Source organism: Leptospira kmetyi serovar Malaysia str. Bejo-Iso9 (assembly GCF_000243735.2).
In the GTDB taxonomy this organism is placed as follows: domain Bacteria; phylum Spirochaetota; class Leptospiria; order Leptospirales; family Leptospiraceae; genus Leptospira; species Leptospira kmetyi.
Map to the genome: position 1 here is coordinate 338,191 of NZ_AHMP02000001.1, position 20,974 is coordinate 359,164.

The 20,974-nt window shown below is 45.1% G+C and carries 18 protein-coding genes; 9 read left to right on the forward strand and 9 right to left on the reverse strand.

The window, feature by feature from the left end:
* Positions 1–31: 31 nt before the first annotated feature.
* The 4 genes from LEP1GSC052_RS01540 to LEP1GSC052_RS01560 form a co-directional block, all read right to left on the reverse strand.
* On the reverse strand, positions 32–982 hold the full coding sequence (locus LEP1GSC052_RS01540) for a spermine/spermidine synthase domain-containing protein (protein ID WP_010572256.1): 951 nt from the start codon (positions 980–982) through the stop codon (positions 32–34).
* Between the two features lie 23 nt (positions 983–1,005).
* On the reverse strand, positions 1,006–1,431 hold the full coding sequence (gene speD / locus LEP1GSC052_RS01545) for an adenosylmethionine decarboxylase (RefSeq protein ID WP_010572255.1): 426 nt from the start codon (positions 1,429–1,431) through the stop codon (positions 1,006–1,008).
* Positions 1,432–2,741: 1,310 nt separating this feature from the next.
* Positions 2,742–3,455 (reverse strand): class I SAM-dependent methyltransferase, encoded by a 714-nt coding sequence (locus LEP1GSC052_RS01555; RefSeq protein WP_010572252.1) that lies wholly within the window; start codon positions 3,453–3,455, stop codon positions 2,742–2,744.
* Entirely contained in the window at positions 3,452–4,792 is a 1,341-nt protein-coding gene (locus tag LEP1GSC052_RS01560) for a hypothetical protein (RefSeq protein WP_010572251.1), read from the reverse strand. Before LEP1GSC052_RS01560 ends, LEP1GSC052_RS01555 begins: the two co-directional genes overlap by 4 nt.
* Before the next feature lie 108 nt (positions 4,793–4,900).
* On the opposite strand from LEP1GSC052_RS01560, the gene LEP1GSC052_RS01565 reads away from it, so the two are divergent.
* The 4 genes from LEP1GSC052_RS01565 (at position 4,901) to LEP1GSC052_RS01580 (ending at position 11,189) form a co-directional block, all read left to right on the forward strand.
* Entirely contained in the window at positions 4,901–6,913 is a 2,013-nt protein-coding gene (locus tag LEP1GSC052_RS01565; protein ID WP_010572250.1) for a methylmalonyl-CoA mutase family protein, read from the forward strand.
* Between the two features lie 23 nt (positions 6,914–6,936).
* Positions 6,937–7,890 (forward strand): P-loop NTPase family protein, encoded by a 954-nt coding sequence (locus LEP1GSC052_RS01570; RefSeq protein WP_205872861.1) that lies wholly within the window; start codon positions 6,937–6,939, stop codon positions 7,888–7,890.
* Between the two features lie 129 nt (positions 7,891–8,019).
* Entirely contained in the window at positions 8,020–9,840 is a 1,821-nt protein-coding gene (locus tag LEP1GSC052_RS01575; protein WP_020985498.1) for a transglutaminase-like domain-containing protein, read from the forward strand.
* 116 nt (positions 9,841–9,956) lie between these two features.
* The gene (locus LEP1GSC052_RS01580) at positions 9,957–11,189 is read left to right on the forward strand and encodes an ankyrin repeat domain-containing protein (protein ID WP_010572246.1); all 1,233 of its coding nucleotides are present in this window, start codon (positions 9,957–9,959) and stop codon (positions 11,187–11,189) included.
* Between the two features lie 253 nt (positions 11,190–11,442).
* Here the strand turns inward: LEP1GSC052_RS01580 and LEP1GSC052_RS01585 are convergent, their stop codons facing one another.
* From LEP1GSC052_RS01585 to LEP1GSC052_RS01595, 3 genes are all read right to left on the reverse strand, one after another.
* Positions 11,443–12,003, reverse strand: a complete 561-nt coding sequence (locus LEP1GSC052_RS01585; protein WP_010572245.1) for a hypothetical protein — start codon at positions 12,001–12,003, stop codon at positions 11,443–11,445.
* 227 nt (positions 12,004–12,230) lie between these two features.
* Positions 12,231–12,743 (reverse strand): VOC family protein, encoded by a 513-nt coding sequence (locus LEP1GSC052_RS01590; protein ID WP_010572244.1) that lies wholly within the window; start codon positions 12,741–12,743, stop codon positions 12,231–12,233.
* Between the two features lie 179 nt (positions 12,744–12,922).
* Positions 12,923–13,573, reverse strand: coding sequence for an NADPH-dependent F420 reductase (locus LEP1GSC052_RS01595; protein WP_040912714.1), 651 nt, complete (start codon positions 13,571–13,573; stop codon positions 12,923–12,925).
* Between the two features lie 251 nt (positions 13,574–13,824).
* Here LEP1GSC052_RS01595 and LEP1GSC052_RS01600 point away from each other — a divergent pair, with 251 nt between their 5' ends.
* Positions 13,825–14,334: a hypothetical protein gene (locus LEP1GSC052_RS01600; protein WP_010572242.1), complete on the forward strand. Its 510-nt coding sequence runs from the start codon at positions 13,825–13,827 to the stop codon at positions 14,332–14,334.
* A gap of 218 nt (positions 14,335–14,552) precedes the next feature.
* On the forward strand, positions 14,553–15,374 hold the full coding sequence (locus LEP1GSC052_RS01610; RefSeq protein ID WP_020985438.1) for an acyl-CoA desaturase: 822 nt from the start codon (positions 14,553–14,555) through the stop codon (positions 15,372–15,374).
* A 167-nt stretch (positions 15,375–15,541) separates the two neighbouring features.
* Here the strand turns inward: LEP1GSC052_RS01610 and LEP1GSC052_RS01615 are convergent, their stop codons facing one another.
* Together LEP1GSC052_RS01615 and LEP1GSC052_RS01620 are read right to left on the reverse strand one after the other, a co-directional pair.
* A complete protein-coding gene (locus LEP1GSC052_RS01615) occupies positions 15,542–16,033 on the reverse strand; it encodes a hypothetical protein (RefSeq protein ID WP_020985405.1) in 492 nt (163 codons plus the stop codon).
* A complete protein-coding gene (locus LEP1GSC052_RS01620) occupies positions 16,030–16,950 on the reverse strand; it encodes an ATP-binding protein (RefSeq protein WP_010572240.1) in 921 nt (306 codons plus the stop codon). Before LEP1GSC052_RS01620 ends, LEP1GSC052_RS01615 begins: the two co-directional genes overlap by 4 nt.
* 211 nt (positions 16,951–17,161) lie before the next feature.
* On the opposite strand from LEP1GSC052_RS01620, the gene LEP1GSC052_RS01625 reads away from it, so the two are divergent.
* The 3 genes from LEP1GSC052_RS01625 to LEP1GSC052_RS01635 all read left to right on the forward strand — a co-directional run bounded on the left by LEP1GSC052_RS01625 (position 17,162) and on the right by LEP1GSC052_RS01635 (position 20,966).
* Entirely contained in the window at positions 17,162–19,561 is a 2,400-nt protein-coding gene (locus tag LEP1GSC052_RS01625) for a SpoIIE family protein phosphatase (RefSeq protein ID WP_010572239.1), read from the forward strand.
* Between the two features lie 164 nt (positions 19,562–19,725).
* Entirely contained in the window at positions 19,726–20,625 is a 900-nt protein-coding gene (locus LEP1GSC052_RS01630) for an NAD(+)/NADH kinase (RefSeq protein WP_010572238.1), read from the forward strand.
* Positions 20,622–20,966, forward strand: a complete 345-nt coding sequence (locus LEP1GSC052_RS01635; protein ID WP_010572237.1) for an STAS domain-containing protein — start codon at positions 20,622–20,624, stop codon at positions 20,964–20,966. Before LEP1GSC052_RS01630 ends, LEP1GSC052_RS01635 begins: the two co-directional genes overlap by 4 nt.
* The last annotated feature ends 8 nt before the right edge of the window (positions 20,967–20,974 follow it).

Here is a 20,974-nt window from a genome sequence, read left to right on the forward strand (position 1 = left end):
AAATAAACCTTATAGAGTTTCGAATGTTGAATCACTTCGCGGTCCCTTTTCTATAATTTCGATCTTTTGGAAAGAAAGTTAGAGGCTTACCGTCCTCTATGATCGAGCCGTTCAGATCCAGATACTTGCGAAGATCCTTTGGTAATGAAAAAAGCCCGCCGTGAGTCACCTCGTCGTACGCGAATAACTTTCCGTTCAGATCCCGTTCCATAAGTCGTTCCTGAATCAAATCGCAGGACGGAAACGAATCCTCCGAATTGGAAGCGATGATGAATCCCCAGCTAGAGGTGAAAGAAGGAATATATATATTATAACTTTCTACATTAGCAAAAGATTTACGTATTGTTCTCCGCAAGGTCGCGTGTTGTTCCCAAACTCCGGGAGATAATTCCAGAGCTTGTAATGCCAGGATCCCGCCGATTCCAAGACGCCAAGAACACAGTTCGTAAAATTCTTTCGTATACAATCTGGTCGCGGGACCATCCAACAATATATCCGTAATATCGGTGATGATGATATCGAACGTAAGATTTGTATCTTCCAAATACTTTCTTCCATCCATATGAATCAGCTCGGTTCGAGGATCTTCAAACGCTTCCTTGTTCCAGTCGGGAAGAGCGACCTTACAGAACTCCACAAATTCCTCATCGATATCGACCATTACAGCCAATTCGATGGAAGGATGTTTTAACACTTCTCGCAAAGTGGCCCCTTCTCCTCCGCCCAGAATCAAAACTTTTTTCGGATTCGGATGAGTCAATAATGCGGGATGAACCAGACATTCGTGAAAGATATGTTCGTCGGCTTCCGAAGATTGAACCGCTCCGTCTAAAACGACCGTTCTTCCAAACGCGTTCAATAGATGGAATTCAACTTGTTGAAACTTTGTTCTAAAGCTCGTGGATTTTTTCTCCTTCAGAAATTGGTGCATCTCTCTGAAGTCCACTTGTTCCGTAAACCAGGAATGAGTAATAGGATCCATTTCGATTCTCCTCTTCTACGAGCTTACGCGCTGCGTTCCTCGTAACGATTGATTACTTTGGACGGCTTCCAAAGATATTGTAAAAACGATCCGAACGGAATGACCTCTATGGTCTTTCCGCAGGTGAAGATATCGAGAAAACAGGAATTGAATTCCGGGTATGTGTGAATACTCGCGTGCGATTCGGAAAGCAAGTATAGAATCGTAACCCCGTGCGGTTCGAATTTATGTTCTACTTTATTGAGAATGTTCGCTCCGATCTCTTTGATCGCCGATTCGATATCCCGGGCTAATATTTCACGATCGTTCAGATCCACTCTACAACCCACAAAGTCGGTCATGAGATGCCGTCCGTAAAATTGATATCCGAGTTGATCGCCCGAACCCTTGGGTGAAATTATTTTTGTATGCGTAGATTGTAATTCCACGCCCGTTTCTGCAATGGACATAGGAGATAACCTCATTCTTCTTTAGATAAAAATGTGATTCGAAAGTATGAACTAAACGTATCTATCGAAATCAATAGATAGGCGTAGCCGACCCCTGATCGTTAAATTAAGTTTAACTTAGGCTTTGAAAGAAGATGTCGGCGGGGGTAAGGAAATCAGAGAATGGTTTAATAATTGAAGGGAATGATTCTTCCTAGATTCGGTAAAAAATTGGACGAGAGCCTCACTTGGAATCAGTTGAAAGACGAAGAACGGTAGAAATTCTACTTCAAAGTCGCCGTTTGTCTGCGCTTCAAAATAAGATCCAGTAAATAAATCGTCGTGCTCCCTCACATTTTGAAATGGGGAAACGGGATTGATCGTAAGTTTCTTATAAGACCAATCTCCATTGCATATATCAACCGTATCGATAACGGTGTCCATACCAATGCAAAACAATAAGAGAGCCATTACGGAAACGTGGATCAGTTTCCATATCCGCTTTTTCTTATTTTTATGCCCGAAGATTTTCACGACTCACTCAGGCTGTTCGACGTAAGATTTCAAGTCAATAAATAAAAATAATTAAGATCTTTTTACGCCGTGATCGCTATTCTATGCTTCATCGATTCGAATTCAGAAAAGAGAAACAAAGAAAATCCCTTCGAGAATTCTTAACTCTGCACAATTTCAGTATTTGATGCGAAGAAGAATGCACGCTTAAACGGCTCTTTTTATTTCAACCCTCATATTCCTATTCAAACAATCGAATATGTCTTTGTTCGATTGCATTCCAATTCCAAGAGTTTACGAAACAATAAAAAACGAACGATATAGATTGGGAAATATCTCAAAATGCGGGAACTACGTATGCCGTTATTTCATAATTTTCACGGTCAGCCTTTTCAATGTTTCCATGAAAGAGTTTTTGGAAAACACATTGCTTCTAATGAGCGTCGATTGTAAATCAATCCATTCTGATTTGAAATCCGTTCTTCGACTTCTTATCACTCATAAAAAGTGAATCTTGGACTTTAGATTCAAACCGTATAACTTTTCTAGGTTTTACTTCGTTGTCTTTGTATCCGCAAAGTGGTTCCATCTTCCTTTGTTACCGAGAATCAATCGAGATCCGTTCAATTTTAAATTTTCGAAAGTGTTCGTTTAAAAATCCTCTATTTCAACTGATTGTTTACATTCTTAAGAATAGAATCGAAAATGTCCGCCCACATTCATAGGTTTCAATTACTCTGCTCGGATCTCTTACTGATCCATAGAGACCTTATGTTTCTACCACGGTGAGGAAAGGTGGGAAGGGATGATCCTATCCCTTACTCGATAAACATCTCATCGGTAAAACGAGAAGCCTCGCCGATCAACCGGCTTTCCAAGAGATTAAAGCCCACTCTTCTGAAATACGGTTCGATCATCTTAAGATATTGTTTTTTGGTCCGCACGTGCGCGTAAGGATCTTCAAAATAAATATCTTTTTTCATACGGACATAATCGGCCTTGGTCGGAACGGAAAAATAAAGATACTTAACGATTTTATGAAGTTTCTCAAAGACCGGTTTGAGATCCCCGTCGATGTATTGAACGACCGAGTTGCAGATTCCTAGATCGAAAGGAAGATGAACGAAATACGAAAGATCCAAATCCTGAACGGTCGTGTTCAACACGGACATATTCCAAGCTCGAATCCATTTTTGGGAAAGAAGTTCGTCGAGCATCTGTTCCGAAGGATCGATCGCAAGCACCCGGCCCGGTTTAAAGATCTTTACCATTTCCTTAAGAAGAATGGCCTTACCGAAACCGAAGTCGGCGATCGAGTTCACCGGGATTTCCATCAGATTCAAAATCGATTTCGCATAACGCGCGTGTTCTTTGGCGTTGAAAGTGGCGTCCACGTCCGTACCCGAACCGTAGATGTCCCTCCAATACGCGGCTTCGAACGGAAGACCGTTGGCGCCTAACGTCAATTCTTCGTCGTCGGAAATCGCGTCTTTGTTTTTGGAGTTTGGTTTTTTATTCCAGATGGACTTCAAGGAATCAGTTCCGGACTTAAGGAAGAGGAGGAAAACATCCCGGTAAGAAAACGATTCAATCCCTTTTCCCCGTTGCGGGAAGGAAGTTGAGACTTCGCTTTTTCCACTTGGATCTTGATCTGAGTGTTTTCCTTTTCACCGGAAATCACTTTCGTCAAAAAACCGGTGATCAAAATCTGTTCTCCCGATAAAAACACGAACTGAGGATTCTTAAACTTATAACGTTTCAACATTTCCCGTTTGTCCGCGAGCCAGACTTCTTCGAGGAAAAGATAATCCCGATTCTTCCATTCTTTCGGTTGAATCGGAAACAATCTCTGTTTGGAATGAAAATACACGTAAGACGAAACCGCCGGGCTCGCGTAGATTTTTTCGTCGGTCTGAATCACTTCCCTGCTCTTTAAGTTTACGAGATCCTTGGTAAACGCTGAAAGTTTCGTCGCGTTGATTCCCGATGTCGGTTTAACGGAAAAATAAACGGACACAAGAAGAATCACGATCAAAGCCGCGCTCGCGGAAATCGTATTGAGTTCCTTTTCGGATCTTAAAAGAAAATTCCCGATGTAAAGAATCAAAAACAAAGGACCGAAGTTGGCTACGTAACTCCAAAGAAGTTTATAAAAAGTCTCGAAGGAATTCTCCCCGTAAAAATTCGTAGTGATCAAAACGGTAAGAAGCGCGAGAAACGCTCCCATATAAACGAGAAGAACGAGTTGAGGAATGTTTCTTCTTTTAAAAAATACGGACTGATGTTTTTTTCTTTCTCGGATTCCCACGGTTCCGGCCTTCGTAACGAAAATCGTCATTCCGACTAAGAACACGGTGAAATGCGAAAAGAAACTTCCTAAGATACAAACGACGAGCAGGAATATGTCGCCCAACGTCTCCATTCTAAACGCGAGAAAAAGAATCAAAAGAAAAAACAAACTGAACAACTCCGGATAAAAAACCAGAGGCATGGAATACGTAAGCGGAGTGATCGCGGAAAGATAACAGAGAATATAGTGGTTCGGTTTCCACTTCTCCCTTTGCAAAGTCACGCCGATCAAATGAATTCCGAGCGAAAAAATAAATGCGGAAAGCGAAAAGAAAGCCGTGGTATAGTTGAGTCCTGTGATCGATTTCCAAAGATTCAGGACCAAAAACGGAAGCGGAGCTTCGTCCGAGAAAAACTTTCCTTCTTCGGTCAGCGACCGGAGGTTTGCGAGAATTCCCATCGCTTCCGGATTCAAAGGTTCTCCGAACCAGTTATAAAGCACGGAAAGAACGGTCGCAAGACCGATCGAGGATAGGAAAAGGAAGATTGGGTTGGCTTTATTGCTTCTTTCTAAGTCCATGGGGGCCGTAGGGTTTTTGCGGAAATCAGAGCAAGGATAAAAATTTGGGTGAAATTCTACCAACACATTTTGAAGTAACAATGAGAACCTCGAATCGGGACAGAATTCATGGAAAACAAAGATCATATCCTTTACGACAAAACCGGAAAACCATCCAAAGAACCGGCCTGGATCTTCAGAACCTACGCGGGACACACAAACGCGAGAGAATCCAACGAACTTTTTAGAAAAAACCTCTCCAAGGGACAAACCGGACTTTCCATCGCCTTCGACCTCGCGACCCAGTGCGGTTACAGCTCCGATCACGCGATCGCAAGACCGGAAATCGGGAAAGTGGGAGTTCCGATCAACACTCTGGAGGATTTTAGAATCCTATTCAACCAGATCCCGATCGAAGAAATGAACACTTCGATGACGATCAACGGGACTTCCATGTATCTTTTGTCCCTTTACGTCGCCCTCGCCCAGGAACGCGGAGTGGACATCGCTCTACTCCAAGGAACAACCCAAAACGACATCATCAAAGAATATCTCGCGAGAGGAACGTACATCTTTCCTCCGGCTCAGTCCATCCGAGTCATCGTGGACATGTACGAATACTGCCTGAAGAATATTCCGAAATGGAACCCGTCTAACATCTGTTCGTATCACTTGCAGGAAGCCGGAGCGACTCCGGTGCAGGAACTCGCGTTCGCGCTCGCAACCGCGATGGCGATCCTCGACGCGATCAAGGAAAGAAATTGTTTTACCCCCGACGAGTTCGAGCAGTGTGTGGGAAGAATTTCATTCTTCGTAAACGCCGGAATTCGTTTCGTGGAAGAGATGTGCAAGATGCGCGCCTTCACCGATATGTGGGACGAGATCACGAGAGATCGCTACGGAGTAAAACAGGAAAAATACCGCCGCTTCCGTTACGGCGTTCAGGTGAACTCTCTCGGTCTTACCGAAGAACAACCCGAAAACAACGCATGGAGAATTCTCATCGAAGCGTTAGGCGTCACCATGAGCCGCGACGCGCGTTGTAGAGCGCTTCAACTTCCCGCTTGGAACGAAGCCCTTTCTCTTCCAAGACCTTGGGATCAACAGTGGTCCTTACGATTACAACAGGTTCTTGCGTATGAAACGGATCTTCTCGAATATCCGGATCTATTCGAAGGTTCTAAAGTAGTCGAAAGCAAAGTAAAAGAACTCAAAGAAGAAGCATACAAAGAGATTCAGAAAATTCTCGACATGGGCGGAGCGATCAAAGCGATCGAGAACGGATACATGAAATCCCAGCTCGTTAAGTCGCAAGCGGAACGTCTCGCGAAGATCAACAACAACGAACTCATCATCGTCGGTAAGAACAAATGGACCGAAGGAACTCCTTCTCCATTGATGACCGATCAGGACGGCGGGGTTTTCAAAGTGGATCCTAAGTCCGCGGAAGAAACTCTCGAAGTTCTCGCAAAAGTAAAATCAAAACGCGATCCGAACGTCGTCAAAGCCGCGCTGGCAACTCTCGAAGCGGACGCAAAAGCGGGTAAGAATTTGATGCATGCATCCATCGAGTGCGCGAAAGCCGGAATCTCCACGGGAGAATGGGCGGACGTACTCCGATCCGTTTTCGGAGAATACAGACCCGCAACCGGAGTGGAAGGACAAAAACTCAATCTTGAAACCGAAAAGGTCGTTCGCGTTCGCGGAAAAGTCGAAGCGTTCTTAAAAGCGAGCGGCTCGAGACCGAAGATCGTAGTCGGCAAACCGGGGTTAGACGGACATTCCAACGGAGCGGAGATGATCGCCGTTTCCGCAAAACACGCGGGATTCGACGTGATCTATTCCGGAATTCGTTTAACGCCGGAAGAAATCGTTCAAACCGCTGTGGAAGAAAACGCGGACGTCATCGGAGTTTCCATTCTTTCCGGTTCGCATCTCGAACTTGCGGAACAGATCTTCTCCGAATTGAAACACTATAAAGCCGATATTCCGGTCGTGTTCGGGGGAATCATTCCTCCTTCCGACTTCGACGCGCTTACAAAACTCGGAGTGAAGGCGATCTTCACGCCGAAAGACTACGACTTGATGGACGTGATGGAAAGAATCATCGACATCATTTCCAAAACCGTCAAAGCCGCATAACGCAACATACGTTCGTTTCGGATATGGTCGTGAAACACAAAGAAGAACTCGCGGATCTAATCGAAGGAGCGCGGGAGGGAGAAAAATTTCCTCTCGCAAAACTCATTTCGGGCGTGGAAAGACCGGATTCTTTCTCCTTTCGAAAGAATCTTTTCGAAGCTCTTGCGGAACGCGGCCTCAGCGGAAACGATTCTTTGACCGTCGGTTTTACGGGAACTCCGGGCGCGGGTAAATCCTCTTTGCTCGGAGAACTCGCGACTCAATTCTTAAAGGCGGACAACGGAGAAACGATGGCCATCGTCGCCATCGATCCTTCCAGTCATATTTCCGGCGGTTCGCTGTTAGGCGACCGAACGCGATTGTCCCTTCCCGCAAGAGAAAAAAGAATTTATTTCCGTTCTCAACCGAGCCAACTCGAACTCGGAGGAGTCAATCCGTATACATATCACGTAATCCGTTTGCTTCGTTGTTTTTTTAAATACGTTTTTATCGAAACAGTGGGAATCGGTCAGAACGAGATCGAGGTTTCCAAACTCACCGATCTTTCCTTTCTCGTTTTACAACCGTTAGGCGGCGATCAGGTTCAGTTTATGAAAAGCGGAATCATGGAAGTTCCGGATTCCTTCATCCTGAACAAATGCGACGAAGAAGTTCTCGCCAATTCCAGTTATCACATGTTGATCACCACTCTGGAATTTCTAAAAGACATTATGCCGGGTAAGAATCTTCCTCCCGTTTTTAAAACCTCCACTAAAACCAAACAGGGCATTTCCGAACTTTTGGATTTTATCCGAAACGCGAAACCGAACTCGGACCGTTCCAAAGAAACCGATCTGCAACTCAAAAAGTGGATCAAAAACGAATTCGGCAATTTCGGTTTAAAGATCGTGGAAGCGCTTCCCCGCTCTTCTTCTTTGAGTTTCGAAACACTCGAAGGAAAAGCTCTCGAAGAAATTCGAAAGAATTTAAAATCGTAAGAATTCGTTTAACAACGAATCCTGCTAATACGACAATTCTCAAATCCGTTTCGCTGCGACCGTAGAAATATCGCCTCTTTTTGCCGCGTAAACGCTGGATTTCCGACGTTGTCCGCGTCGAATTCTCGCATGTTTTCACGAATTTCATTCTCACTTGCATTTACCCTGATCGTCTTTGCGTTTAGTTCCCTTTGGGCCGACTCCGCCTATCCGCGGTTAGATTGGGAGATCGTAGAAAAGGACGATTTTTCGACGCTTGTTCCGCCGAACGCGGACGAAAAGGTCCGCAGTTTTCAAGGAGCTTTGATCGCGGGAAACTGGCTTTTATGGCCCGCGATTCTTCCCGGTGCGAACGACAAGGAAAGCCACGGAATTCTTTTTAGAAATCTAAAAAACGGAGAAGCCAAACGAATCGATTTGGGAGAGCCCGTGCGCGGTCTCGCCTGGGATCGCGAAAACGAACTCGTTTACGCAAGACTCAAAAAAGAAATCGCGTTGATCGCCCCTTCGACCTTGGAAATCAAAAAAAGAATTCCCTTCGTTCCCACGAACAGCGGTTGGACCTCGATCGGAATCTTTCAGGGAAAACTTTTTTCCATCCAAGGAAACACATTCAGTTTTTATGATAAAGATTCGGGCTCCGAAATCGAAAACAAGGAACTTCCGGTTTCCAAGGTTTCGAACGCGTATGTATGTTCGAATAAGGAGATTTTTCTCTGGTACTCCGAAGGGGATTTCAATCTCCATTCCTACAATCCGATTTTGAATTCGATCAAAAATCATCTTGCGGTTCGGATCGATTCCAAGTCGGCCCCTAAACTCGCGTGCAATCCGGAAGGACAAAGCCGTTCGAATCCGATCGCGTTTGTCTTGATGGACCCCGAGAAATCATTTTATAAAAATCTAATACGAATCGGAGATCAACTGTATCCGGTTTCCAAGGAGAATCAGATTCTCAAGGGAAATCTGAGTTATCGCTTTTCTCCTAGAACCGATAAGATCGTTTATACGGCTTCGATCACCGCAAAGGAAAAGGATTCTCCCGAAACGGAAATCGCGATCGCGATTCCTCCCAAAGAAACCGCGTCTCAGATCCTCACCGAGGAAGTATTTTCAAAAAACGGAATATTCCAAGAAGACGCGCAAAACAACAGAACCTTGATCGTTAAGGTTCCCGCTCTTTCCGCGGGTCAGTCCTGGACCGAGGTAGTGTATTCCGCGAAACTCACTCGTTTCAATCTGGACTCGGGGCTTTCCGAATTCAAAACGTCCTGGGACGATTGGAAGGTTTCGAAAGAATGGAAACAATTTTTGGAGGACAAACCCGTTTACAAGATAGACGATCCCGGTATCGTTTCCGTTCGCGATCAACTCAAAGCGGATTCGAACAGCGTCGAAGGTTATATACAAGCGGTCTACAAACATATCACGAAGACGTTGGTGTATAAACAGGACGGCAGATTCGATCCGGCTCCGATCGTTTTGCAGAACGGCCACGGCTCCTGCACGGAACACAGTTACGCGCAGATCGCCTTACTTCGAAGCGCGGGGATTCCGGCAAGGCTTGCATGGAATTGGCTTCCTGTAAGTCCCAAACCCGAATTGAATCATAAGATCGCGGAGGTTTGGCATCCTTCCTTCGGATGGATTCCGATGGAGCCGCTTTCGTATCCGAGGATCAGAGCCGGCCTGACACATGCAAAACATATTATATTCGCAGTTTTGAATTCTCCCTCGCATTCGATCATAAAAGGCGGAGACGTTTTGATCGGTTTTACGAAACCTTCGGGCGGAGCTTCTCGTTCTTTGAATATCGATCTTCTGCCGGACGAATCGGTCGCGTCGCGAAATCTTTCCGTCGAAAATCCGATCTTGGAGGATTCTTTTCCGAAAGTAAAACCGATCCGCAATAAGATTTTAGAGAAGGAAGACGTTCGAAGCGTGGAATAAAGGATCAAGCGGCGGCCGATTCCGATTCGGCCGTTTCCTTTTTTTACGGCGGTAAATTTAAACGGACATTACTTCTTCTTGACATTTAGAATTTTTTTTCTTAGTCTATTCTCCCTATGAATCCGACAAAGACCTTTCTCCTATTCTTAGTTCTGTTCCCTCTTCTTTTACAAGGAGCGGATCATCCCGATCACGCGATCGGAGAATCCTTGCTCAAGATTTCCAAACGCGCGAATCTTCCCGATGCAACCGTTTCCGGCAACGGCTTTAAAGCGGTCTTACTCGTCGGCGATGTGGACGGCGATAGCGGACCCGGAACCTTGGGGTATATTAAGAATATGCAGGATGTCGCAAAGGTTCTTAGAGCGAGAGGCGTTCAAGTTATTGAATACTACAGTCCCAAAAATTCATGGGATCAGATCAAACAATCGATCCAAGGAGCCAAACTCGTTTTATACGCGGGTCACGGAGTCGGAAGCAATCTTACGGATTCTCCGTATCATCAAAAATACGTGGGCGGTTTTGCGTTGAAGGGTAAGTTCGTTTCGAACGACGACGTGGAGAACGCTCTCAAACCCGCGCCCGGCGCCGTAGTATTGTTCTTAGGCGCTTGTTTTACCGCGGGCAACATGGCGTACGATATGGGAGTGATCGACGCTGAAGAAACAAAACATAGAATCTCCATGTACTCCGCTCCGTTCTTAAAGGCGGGCTTTCAAGGTTATTATGCGACATGGGCTCCTTGGACCGCCCAGAGTCTCGTCGCCGAACTTTTTACCGATAAGACATACGGCTCCATCTATGACACACAAACCAATCTTTCCGAAGTGACTAAGATCGACCATCCGACGTATTCGAACGGAAAGTTGTTTTTTCACAAGGGCAAACAAGATGCGAGAGTCGTTTTTGATTACGCATTTGCCGGAAATCCGAACGCTAAAATTTCCTCTTCTTCCTCGACGCCTTCCAAGGACGATTCTCAACCTTCGACTAACAACACACAGACGAACCTGAGCCCCGAGGAACAAACCGCCAAGAACAACGCGCTCATTAAAGCGACTTACAAAAAGGATTTGAAAACGGCGGCGAAATTGTTAAGCGAAGGCGCGGATCCGAACGCGGAAAGTAAGGGCTGGAGAATTCTTCATCTGTCCGTGTATTTCGATCTTCCCGAGCTAACCAAACTTCTTTTGGATAAAAAAGCCGATCCGAACTTTCAAGTGGACGGATATACCGCGCTTTCTTTGGCGACCGCGTATGAACGCACTTCGATCATTCCCCTTCTCGAAGCCGCGGGCGGAACCAAGTCGAGAGCCGCGACGATCAAACCGAAACCGGAAAAACCCTAAAAAGATATTGGGAAATCGATGCGAGCCAAATCGACCGAAGCACATCGTTCGTCGAATAACGAAAGAGTCTCCTCGACGTTACGGCCGCAAGCGCTTTCGCACGACGCGGTTGGCACGAGGCTCGAGTGAGCCTTAGCGAACGTCTTGCGAACCGAAGTGACAAAGCAATGTGCGGAGCCGGAGTGAGGGTTTGCATTAGCAAATCCCGAACGGAGCGAGGAGACGAAGTTAGGCAACGACCACTTCTTCTAATTCATTTTGGGCTGAATTTTAAATTCAAAGCCGCTTCCTGAATTTCAGATTTAACGGAATCAAAATCATCGAATAGAAATATTGTATAAAGATCAGGTAAATCCTTCTTATGAACTGCTGTCACTATTGAATATTTAAACCCTCGACCGAATTCAGAAGTTGCTTCAACGTAAAAATTAGCACCCCACTCTGCATTAAACAATGCAACTGTATCCATAGATAAGTCGTTTGTCCGAATTCTATCCATGCACTGGCAAACGTTTGCAGCCGTTGTCAAAGCTTGTTGTTTATATAGTTCAGTTTTTTCGAAATCAATTCCGTCAATTTTCGGTGCAGGTAAACCAATAAAATATCTAATTTCCAATTTTTTACTTTTGTGTTTAATAGCATAATCATAATACAAATTTGGATTTTCTTTGACTTTCGTTGATTTGAAATCTTTGCCGAAACTAAATTGGAAATTGTAATCTTTTAATATTTTTTCAAATGGGTCGCCTTTCCAAGCATGAATTGAAAGAATAGGGATTACAAACAAAATTATAGGTTTAAGAATTTTAATCATTGTATTACACTCTTTTATGAGCCATATAGAACAATAATAATTTAGTCGTTATCGCCTAACACATATTAGACAGCTTTACTGCAATGGGGAGTCATAGAATTCTCCTTTAAAAGCCTTTCAAGAATTGCGATTGAAATCATCGATAAAATTTTTTAAAGAACGATTCGAAAGAAATAAAGTATGCTTCTTAAGACGGTCGATTCTTGATTCCGTTATGATTTTGCGTTTTATTCGACTGCGGCCTTGAGCGCCGCGATATCGATCTTTTGCATTTTGAGCATAGCTTGTGTGGCGCGTTCTGCCTTTTCGCGATCTTTGTGCGACACAAGCTGTAAAAGAATTTTAGGAGTTACCTGCCACCACATACCGTATTTGTCCTGAATCCAGCCGCACATACTTTCTTTGCCTCCTCCGGAAAGAAGGGCGTGCCAATAATAGTCGATCTCTTTTTGCGTTTCCACGCTGATCATAAACGAAACACCCCAATTGAACTGAAACTCAGGTCCGCCGTTATAGGCAAAAAACTTTTGTCCATTCAGTATGAATTCGGCCCGCATCGGATTCGCTACAAGTATTTTAGATTTTTTGAATATCGATACGTAGAACTTTGCCGCTTCTTCCGTGTTCGCATTAAACATGAGAAACGGAGTGATGCTGTGAGTCGGAGCGCTCACGAATTCGATTTTCGTCCCGTTTGATTTCGGCTTTTTCGGGCTGCTTTTCTTTTTTGATACCGCCATATTCTTCTCCTTTTGTTGCGTTTGATTTTTATTCTATCTTTTTCAATGCCCGCATTCCGAAATTTCGATCACTGCACAATCCATCAAATTAGGCTCTAAACCGACGGTCTTAATTCGGGACATTGAAAATGATTTCGATTCAACGCCTACACTTCTTAGCTTGGACCCTCTCCCCCGCCTCACTTCAAAAGTTTAAACGCGTGCGTCCAGGATTGGGACAAAAATCCGGGAATACACCAAAGAATACAAAGCGGTTCGATCGCCCTCGCCGCTTCGACCTTCCCCATATCCTCCGTGTCCCATCCGAACGTATTCAAAATATCTGATACGATTTTTTTGGAAGAATCCTCGTTCCCGCAGATGAACATACTCGGCTTTCCGTCCTTCAACTTGGGGTCCACCATCAGAGTGCTACCCACCGAACTGAAACACTTTACGAAGTGCGCCTTCGGCGCCTGTTTTTGAAGTTGTTCCATTAAGGATTCATTGTATGAAGTGAAAAATTTCAGGACCCCGTTAACGGGAGCTTCTTCGGAAATCGGATTGGTGGTGTCGATGATCGTTTTTCCGTTTAAAGAATCGATTCCGGCCAACTTCAAAACTTCGGAAGCGATGTTTCCCTTAGAACACAAGACTAAAATCTCTCCGAAACTCGCGGCCTCGGCGAACGTTCCCACGGACGCGGACGCTCCGGCTTTCGACAACCAATCTTTGAGTTTCGAAGGATCTCTGGTTCCGATCTTTACTTCGGCTCCGTATTTTAAAAATCCGTTCGCCAACGTTTGGCCGACTACGCCGGAACCCAATACTCCGATCTTCTTTCCTTTCATGTTGTTTCTCCAGAAACAATTTTTAAAGACTCGTCCGGAAACGATCAAACAGGATTTATAGATTCGGCTTTTATTTTTATATGCGACCCGACCGATAAAACGGACAATATCGATCCCGATCGCGAAATTTATGAAAATATTTGTTTCCTAAATCGGGACGGGCTCTATCTTGATTCCTTAATCCGATCGGCAAGGTCCGGTCTTTAACAGAAAACCCTAATTAAGAGTGAAACTTTGACAAGGAGTCAAAAATGAAAAAAACTTTCCGTTCTGTAAGCGCGACGTTTGCGATCGCTTTCTGTATCAGCCTTCTACCTTCTTATCTTTTTGCGGAAGAAGACGCGCACTACATTCAACCGGACGATTTCTTTATCACTAAGGAAGAATTCAAAAACCAAGCTTGGATTCACGTTCATCTTGCGAAACAACTCACGGCGCCTTCTTCTAAAACGAAAAACGAAGGAGAATTTCTTCAAGTTCACGACGGCAACAAGGTCTGGACGAAATTCTATTACGCAACCGAAATCGCGAAACCGAGCGATCTTAAGATCGGAACCGTGGTCATCATGGCCGATATCGGAACCGAAGACGGGTACCGCGCTCCCGAGAACAAGGACGAATCCCGCAACGGTTCTTGGTTCATCGCTAAGATTACGGACGTCTCCGATCTTTACAAAGGAATCGTAACGGTTTCCGGCGGTTACAAAGTTAAGGTGGATGCGATCCGCGTTTCCGTCAAACCGGTTCACAAAGGTAAGTAATCGTTCGATTCTTCCCTTGATAAAATCGAAAAACCGAACTCGGTTCTGTAAGTCTGGTTCGGTTTTTTGACATACTCTCGCCCTTGTTTTCGGAATTCTTACAAGTCCGAATTCTTTTTTCGAACTTTTTCATTGCGTTTTTTTTTGTTCCGCCCGCAACTTTTCTGCAACCTACCCCGGATCTTTCGCTCGTATTTTTCAACAGGGGTTAAAACTAAATGGCGATCATTCTATCGTTCTTCATTGCACATTGGTTCTTATCGGCTTTTGCGCAATCTTTCTTCCTTCACAGATACGCGGCGCACGCGATGTTCAAGATGAACAAGTTCTGGGAAAAGTTTTTTTACATCTTTACCTGTGTGGCTCAGGGTTCTTCCTTCCTGAATCCGCGCGCTTACGCGATCATGCACAGACAACACCACGCTTACAGCGATACCGGCAAAGATCCGCATTCTCCGGTCGCTTCCAAAGGATTTTTGGATATGATGTGGAAGACCGCCTTGAATTACGAAGCGATCTTGGAAGAAACGGCTAACGTTGAAAAAGAATTCAAAGGCAACTATCCGCAATGGCCGACGGTCGACGCTCTCAGCAATTCATGGACGTTCAGACTTGCGTTCGGAACCCTTTACACGTTATTCTATCTTTACTTTGTTCCTGCGGGTCAATACGGTTGGTATCTTCTTCTTCCGGTTCATTGGTTGATGGGACCGATCCACGGAGCGATCGTTAACTGGTGCGGTCATATGTATGGCTACAGAAACCATAAAGAAAATTCGGACAACTCTAAGAACACTCTATTCGTGGACTTTTTGATCGGGGGAGAATTGTATCAAAACAATCACCACGCTCATCCGAATTCTCCGAACTTCGCGTTCCGTTGGTTCGAATTGGATATCACGTATCAAGTGATGAAGGTTCTTCATCTATTGAGAATCATCAAAATCCAAAGAGCCGTTTGGACCGAAAAGGGGAAAAAAGTTCTTCGCGGTTCGGACGTGATCGTAGAACCTACTTCGACTTCCACGGTCGCCGCTTAATTTAGAAACTCCTAATATATAAAAAAGCCCGTAGCTTAAAAACAAGCGCGGGCTTTTTTGTTTTTGCGGCGAAGGCCGCTGCATAAACTTCTTTTGAATTTAGATTTTAGAACTCGAACTTCCGCGCGCAGTCGAACGTTTGACGAGCGAACCGAGCCCGACTTCGATCAATCCAAATTTTCCAGATCCTTTAAAACTTCCTCTTCGTAATTCTTTTTAAGTCGATCTAAAAAATCTTCGGCGAGGGAAATCCGATCGTTCAGAACGAGGGAGAACAATTCGTTTAACAATTCTTTTTCGTCGAACCCGGTAAACAACCACTCGAGGAGTTCGAGAGCGAGATCCATTCTCCCCTCGGTCGCGATCATCGTTTTGAATTCTTTTTTGATTTCCTCTTTCTTTCCGGTTTTCAAAAAGTTTCTGATCTTTTCGGGATAAAGATTGAGCAAGGTTTGTTTTTTTGCGTTGGGAGTGAATACGAAATTCTTTGAATCGGAGGAAAGATGCGAAAGCACGGCCTCTTCCGCGGACTCGGAGGTCACTCCGGTTTCCAGCAAGGTTTTGAGTAGGACTTCGCCTAACAAAAAGTCCTGGAACGGATGAAACGGAAATCCGGCAGAACTTCCGCCCGCGCCACCCGATGCGGAATCCGAACTCATTCCTTTTCGATCTCCACTTGTTTGCGGACCTTTTCAAAAAGATTTTCAAGCTCGGACGGTGTGAATTCTTTCGTAGGTTCGAAGGAACAAAACACGGCTCTGTAGTATTTGTCCTTGTGTACGAGATAAAAACCGGATTCTTCCATCAACGTTCTGAGTTTGGTTTCTCTCGAAGATGCGACGACGATCGTCACCGAGGACAATTTGCTCTTTCTGTGATCGATGTGAAAGTAACAAAGGGCTTCTTCCGGATCGAGTCGATCGATCTCTTCCTTGATTTCGTCGAAGCTCGTAACGTCTCTCGGGCCTTTCGGATCCCGGTAATTGATGAGCACCCGTTTGAAGTAATGGACCTTGTTGCCTTCGGGAGTGATTTCGACTCCGTTTAAAACCCGGCGTTCGTCGGCGAGTTCCTTCATGAGAAATTCTCCCCTACCCCTTGAACTTTCTATGTCGAAAAGTTCGGAGGAGAAGTCGCCCTTCTTTACGTTTTCGTTGATCTGCGACAGGGTATATTTCATCCCGGGTTGCATCTCGTGTTTGAAGGACATCTTAAAAAACGGATTCACAACTTCATTATGTAATTCTAATTCGATTTCGGCGTATTTTCCCTGGCCGTGTTCCACGATATTCTGCGTGGCTTCGGTCGCTATGATTCGGATCGTATCGGGATCGAGACCGGCTAACGAAGAATAACGATGTACGAAGTTCTTGATTTCGTATAACGTTCCCAAACTTTCGTCGATTCTTCCCCGGATTTCGTTTTCTACGATTTCCTCGCGGAAGATTCGGGCGTAATAACGCACGCTCGCCATTCCCTTTTTCAGATAAGGGGACTGAGCCGTGTTTTCTATCTGCCGTTTGAGTCTTTTGTTTTCATCTTCTAATTCTTGAATTCGTTTCTCTTCTGGGGACATAAAGCTCTTTATTTCTGTAACGAGATTTTCACATTCCCGATCTGAAAACCGGGGGATTTCTAAACTACCTTTCGATGCTATGGGTTCAAGTGATAATTCGTTTTTCATGCTGAAAAAACAAAACGAACCTTCCGGTCCGGGAGCGATTCGAAAAAAATACAGATCCTTTGATACCCGATTCAAGATACCATCCGATATCCAGTGAGTGTTTATGAGCTTTCGTCAAAAAATATTTTTAATTTTAAGTGCAAGTCAGTTGTTTTTGGTTTTGATTCTCGCGATCACTTTCATCCAGATGATCGACCGAGTCAAAAACGAGCCGCAGGATAAACGGGCTCTCGACAAATCGGTGGATTTTCAAAAGGAACTCAGACACAAAGAAGAAACGATCCGCTTTATGCTCAAGGAGTTGGAGCGAAATTCGAAAACGATTTCGATTCTCGAAGCGGGTTCAAACAACAGAGGTCTTTTGGATTCTCAGAGAGAATATTTTCTCGGGATCATGAAACAATACGACCTCTCGATCTTCGAAGTCATCTCCTCTTCGGGCAAAGTGGTGTATCGTTTCCACAGGCCCGGAGATTTCGGAGACGATAAGTCTAAACAAAAAATCGTTCAGGAAGCGTTGAACGGAAAGATCGCCTCCACTCTCGAACTCGGCCACAGCGGTCTTGGTCTTCGAGTAACATCGCCTTTGCGAAACGGCTCTTTAGTATTGGTCGGTCAGGTTGTGGATCAGAAATTCACCGAGATCATCACCGGCTCGAGCGACGTTCACATGGCGATCTACGAAAAGGAAAAACAAATTTCCACCTCGGGTCCGATGATCCAGGAATATCTGAAAAATCATCCGATCCAATCTTTGAAGAGCGGTTCCCGATTCTCCTTCAACGGAAAGCATTTTTATCTGACTCGGATTCCGTACGAAAACAAAGGGCTTACCAATCTCGCTCTTGAATTCTTGCTTTTGATCGACGAAACCGAACTGCACAACACGACCCGAAATCTCTGGATCTACTGCGGCCTTTTGGCGCTTTCGATCTTTATCGGAATTCTTCTCGTTTCGTATCTGTTCTCGCGAGATATCATCAACGCGGTCAAGGCGTTGAACTTCGCGATGAAAAATCCTTCCGAAGACGAAACGACCATCATCGATTTGGACCGCACGGACGAACTCGGTCAGATGGGAGAAGTTTTCGTAAACATGAAGAAGGAACTTCTCGATCATCAACTTTTCTTGGAAAGAAAGGTGGAGGAGAAAACCCAGGAGCTTCAGGAAACGTTAAACGAAGTCCAAGCTTTAAAGGAAAAACAGGACGGGGATTATTATCTCACTTCCCTTCTCATTCAACCTCTGACGTCTCTTCGTTACGCGGACGAGAACACGAGAATCGAATCCATTCTCAAACAAAAAAAGGAATTCCGGTTTAGAACCAAGAACTCCGAAATCGGAGGAGATCTTTGTTCCATCCAAGAGATAACTCTGATGGGTAAGAATTATCTCGTCGTATTAAACGCGGACGCGATGGGCAAGTCCATCCAAGGCGCCGGCGGCGCGCTCGTGATGGGAACCGTCTTCAAAGCGATCGTAACCAGAACTCAGCTTTCCCGTTCCAATCAGAAAAAAACTCCCGAGAAATGGTTGAAGGATTGTTATACGGAACTTCAAAACGTGTTCGTGACGTTCGACGGAAGTATGCTCGTCTCCGCGGTCATCGCGCTCATCGATCACGAAACCGGAGCCTTGTATTCCATCAACGCGGAACATCCTTGGATGGTTCTTTACCGGGACGGAAAGGCCACATTCTTGGATCCAGAATTGCTTCTGCGTAAGATCGGGTTTACGGAGAATGCGTCCGAGCCGATCATCCGCGTTTTTAAACTCGAACCGAACGACTTTTTGTTCATCGGTTCGGACGGAAGAGACGACATTCTCCTCCGCAAACCGGGTTCGGAAGAAACGTTTATGAACGAGGACGAAACGCTTTTTTTAAGACTTGTGGAACTCGCAAACGGAGACCTTCAGGATTTGGAAAAACTTCTGAACCACGCGGGCGAGGTCACGGACGATCTTTCTATTATGAAAATTGCATATAAAACCCCCGCCGAACTTCCTCTTCAGAAAATTCCGTCCGCCGGGGACGAATACAATCTTCTCGTCAAGGAAGGAATCCAACAGATCCGCAAGAAGAATCTCGTGCGGACGAGGGAACTTTTCGAAAAGGCTCTCGCGATCAGCTCCTCCGATCCGGGTTTATACAAACAACTTGCAAGAATCTGCATTCACCAAAAGGAATATCCGACCGCGGCGGGTTATGCGGAGAATTACATCGCGAAGTTTCCGTTCGACAACGAATTTCTATATTACACTTCCTTTACGCTTCGTAAAACGAAGGAATACTTTAAGGCGATCGAATATTCGGAACGTCTTCGTTCGAGAGAACCGGGGAATATCCGAAATCTGAAACATCTCGTGGAACTCTATCGTCTCGTCGGAAATCGTTCCAAGTTTAGAATGATCATGGCGACCTTAAAAGCGCTCGTGGCCGAAAAAGAATCGAGGGACGAAGACCGGGATCAGGACGTTTCCTCCGAGCCGATCCACGCCTAATCGAAGAAATCGAAACGATCGATTCGAAAAAACGGTTCGACTCTTTTTCGAAATCTTTCGTTCCCGCAAAACGCGCCGGACCTAAAAATTCCGAGCGCCGAAAATTCTTCCCGCCCGAAAAATGGGTTTCTGTTTTCAAACCGATCTTGTATTTGGATCATTCAATGTCCTTGGAACGGTTACAATCTGCAAGACGGGTTCTCATTCTCGGGAAAAGAACCAAGTTCGAATTGGATCTGGAAGAATGGGGTTCTCTCGAAAAAATCCAAAGGATCTATAAGATCCAAAACGATTCTTTCCCGAGAATCCACGAATCCCATCTGAGACAACTGGAGAACCGGGAAACTCTCAAAAAACTTTTTCCCGAAAGCACTTTTATCTTTAGAAAGGACATGGACAAACATCCTCCTTCCGGTTTCGATCTCGTGATCGCGCTCGGTGGGGACAATCATTTTACGTTCGTGGCGCATCACGCAGTGGACACTTTGGTTATCGGTTGTAATTCCGACCCGCCCACTTCCGTCGGAGCGCTTCTTTCCTTTCACGTGGACGATCTCAAAAAGGCCCTGGAAACCGGATGGGAGAACGCGGCCATCGAAGAATGGCCCCTGATCGAAGTGAAGATTCATTATCCCGACGGGAGAAAGGTCAGCACCTTGCAGGGGATCAGCGAGATTTCGATCCGAAACAACAGCCCCGATTTAACGAGCCGATTTCTAATCTGTCACGGCGATGAAATGGAGGAACAGAAATGTTCCGGGCTTCTCGTGTATACGGGCGCGGGTTCCACCGGTTGGGTTATGTCCTGTGAGAACACGGATACAAGTTTTGACAAACAATCTCCGTTTTTTAAAGTCTATTGTAGAGAGCTTCGTAAAAAGGAACATACTCGGTATACTCTGGATCATTTTACGGTGGCTGATACTTTTAGTTTGATTTCGGAAATGAAAGGCGGAATTTCGATCGATTCGCTTGCGGAAACGATTTACGATTTTCCACCCGGCGCAAAAGCTGAATTTAGCCTCTCCCAAAAAAAATTACACGTAGTGGTTCGTAAGTTATGAGTCAATTGAACATCAAAAAGAAAGAAACCTCGGCCGGAGTTTTTGTGTATTCACTCGACGGAAGATTGGATGAAAGCAGTTTTACCGATTTCAAAAGCGAGATCATCGATCCTCCGCACCCGGAAGTCGTGATTCTCAACCTGAGCGAACTCAAATACATTTCCAGCTCCGGAATCCGCGCGATCTTCGAGTTAAGAAACAAACTCACAAACGACGGTAAAAAACTTCTTCTTACGGAAGCCTCGGAAAAGGTGATCCAAATCTTCAATCTTTTAGGACTTTGGAAACCGTTCACTCATTTGACCACGGAAGCCGAAGCCATCGAAATCGCGGCCAAGTAAGGCCGCAC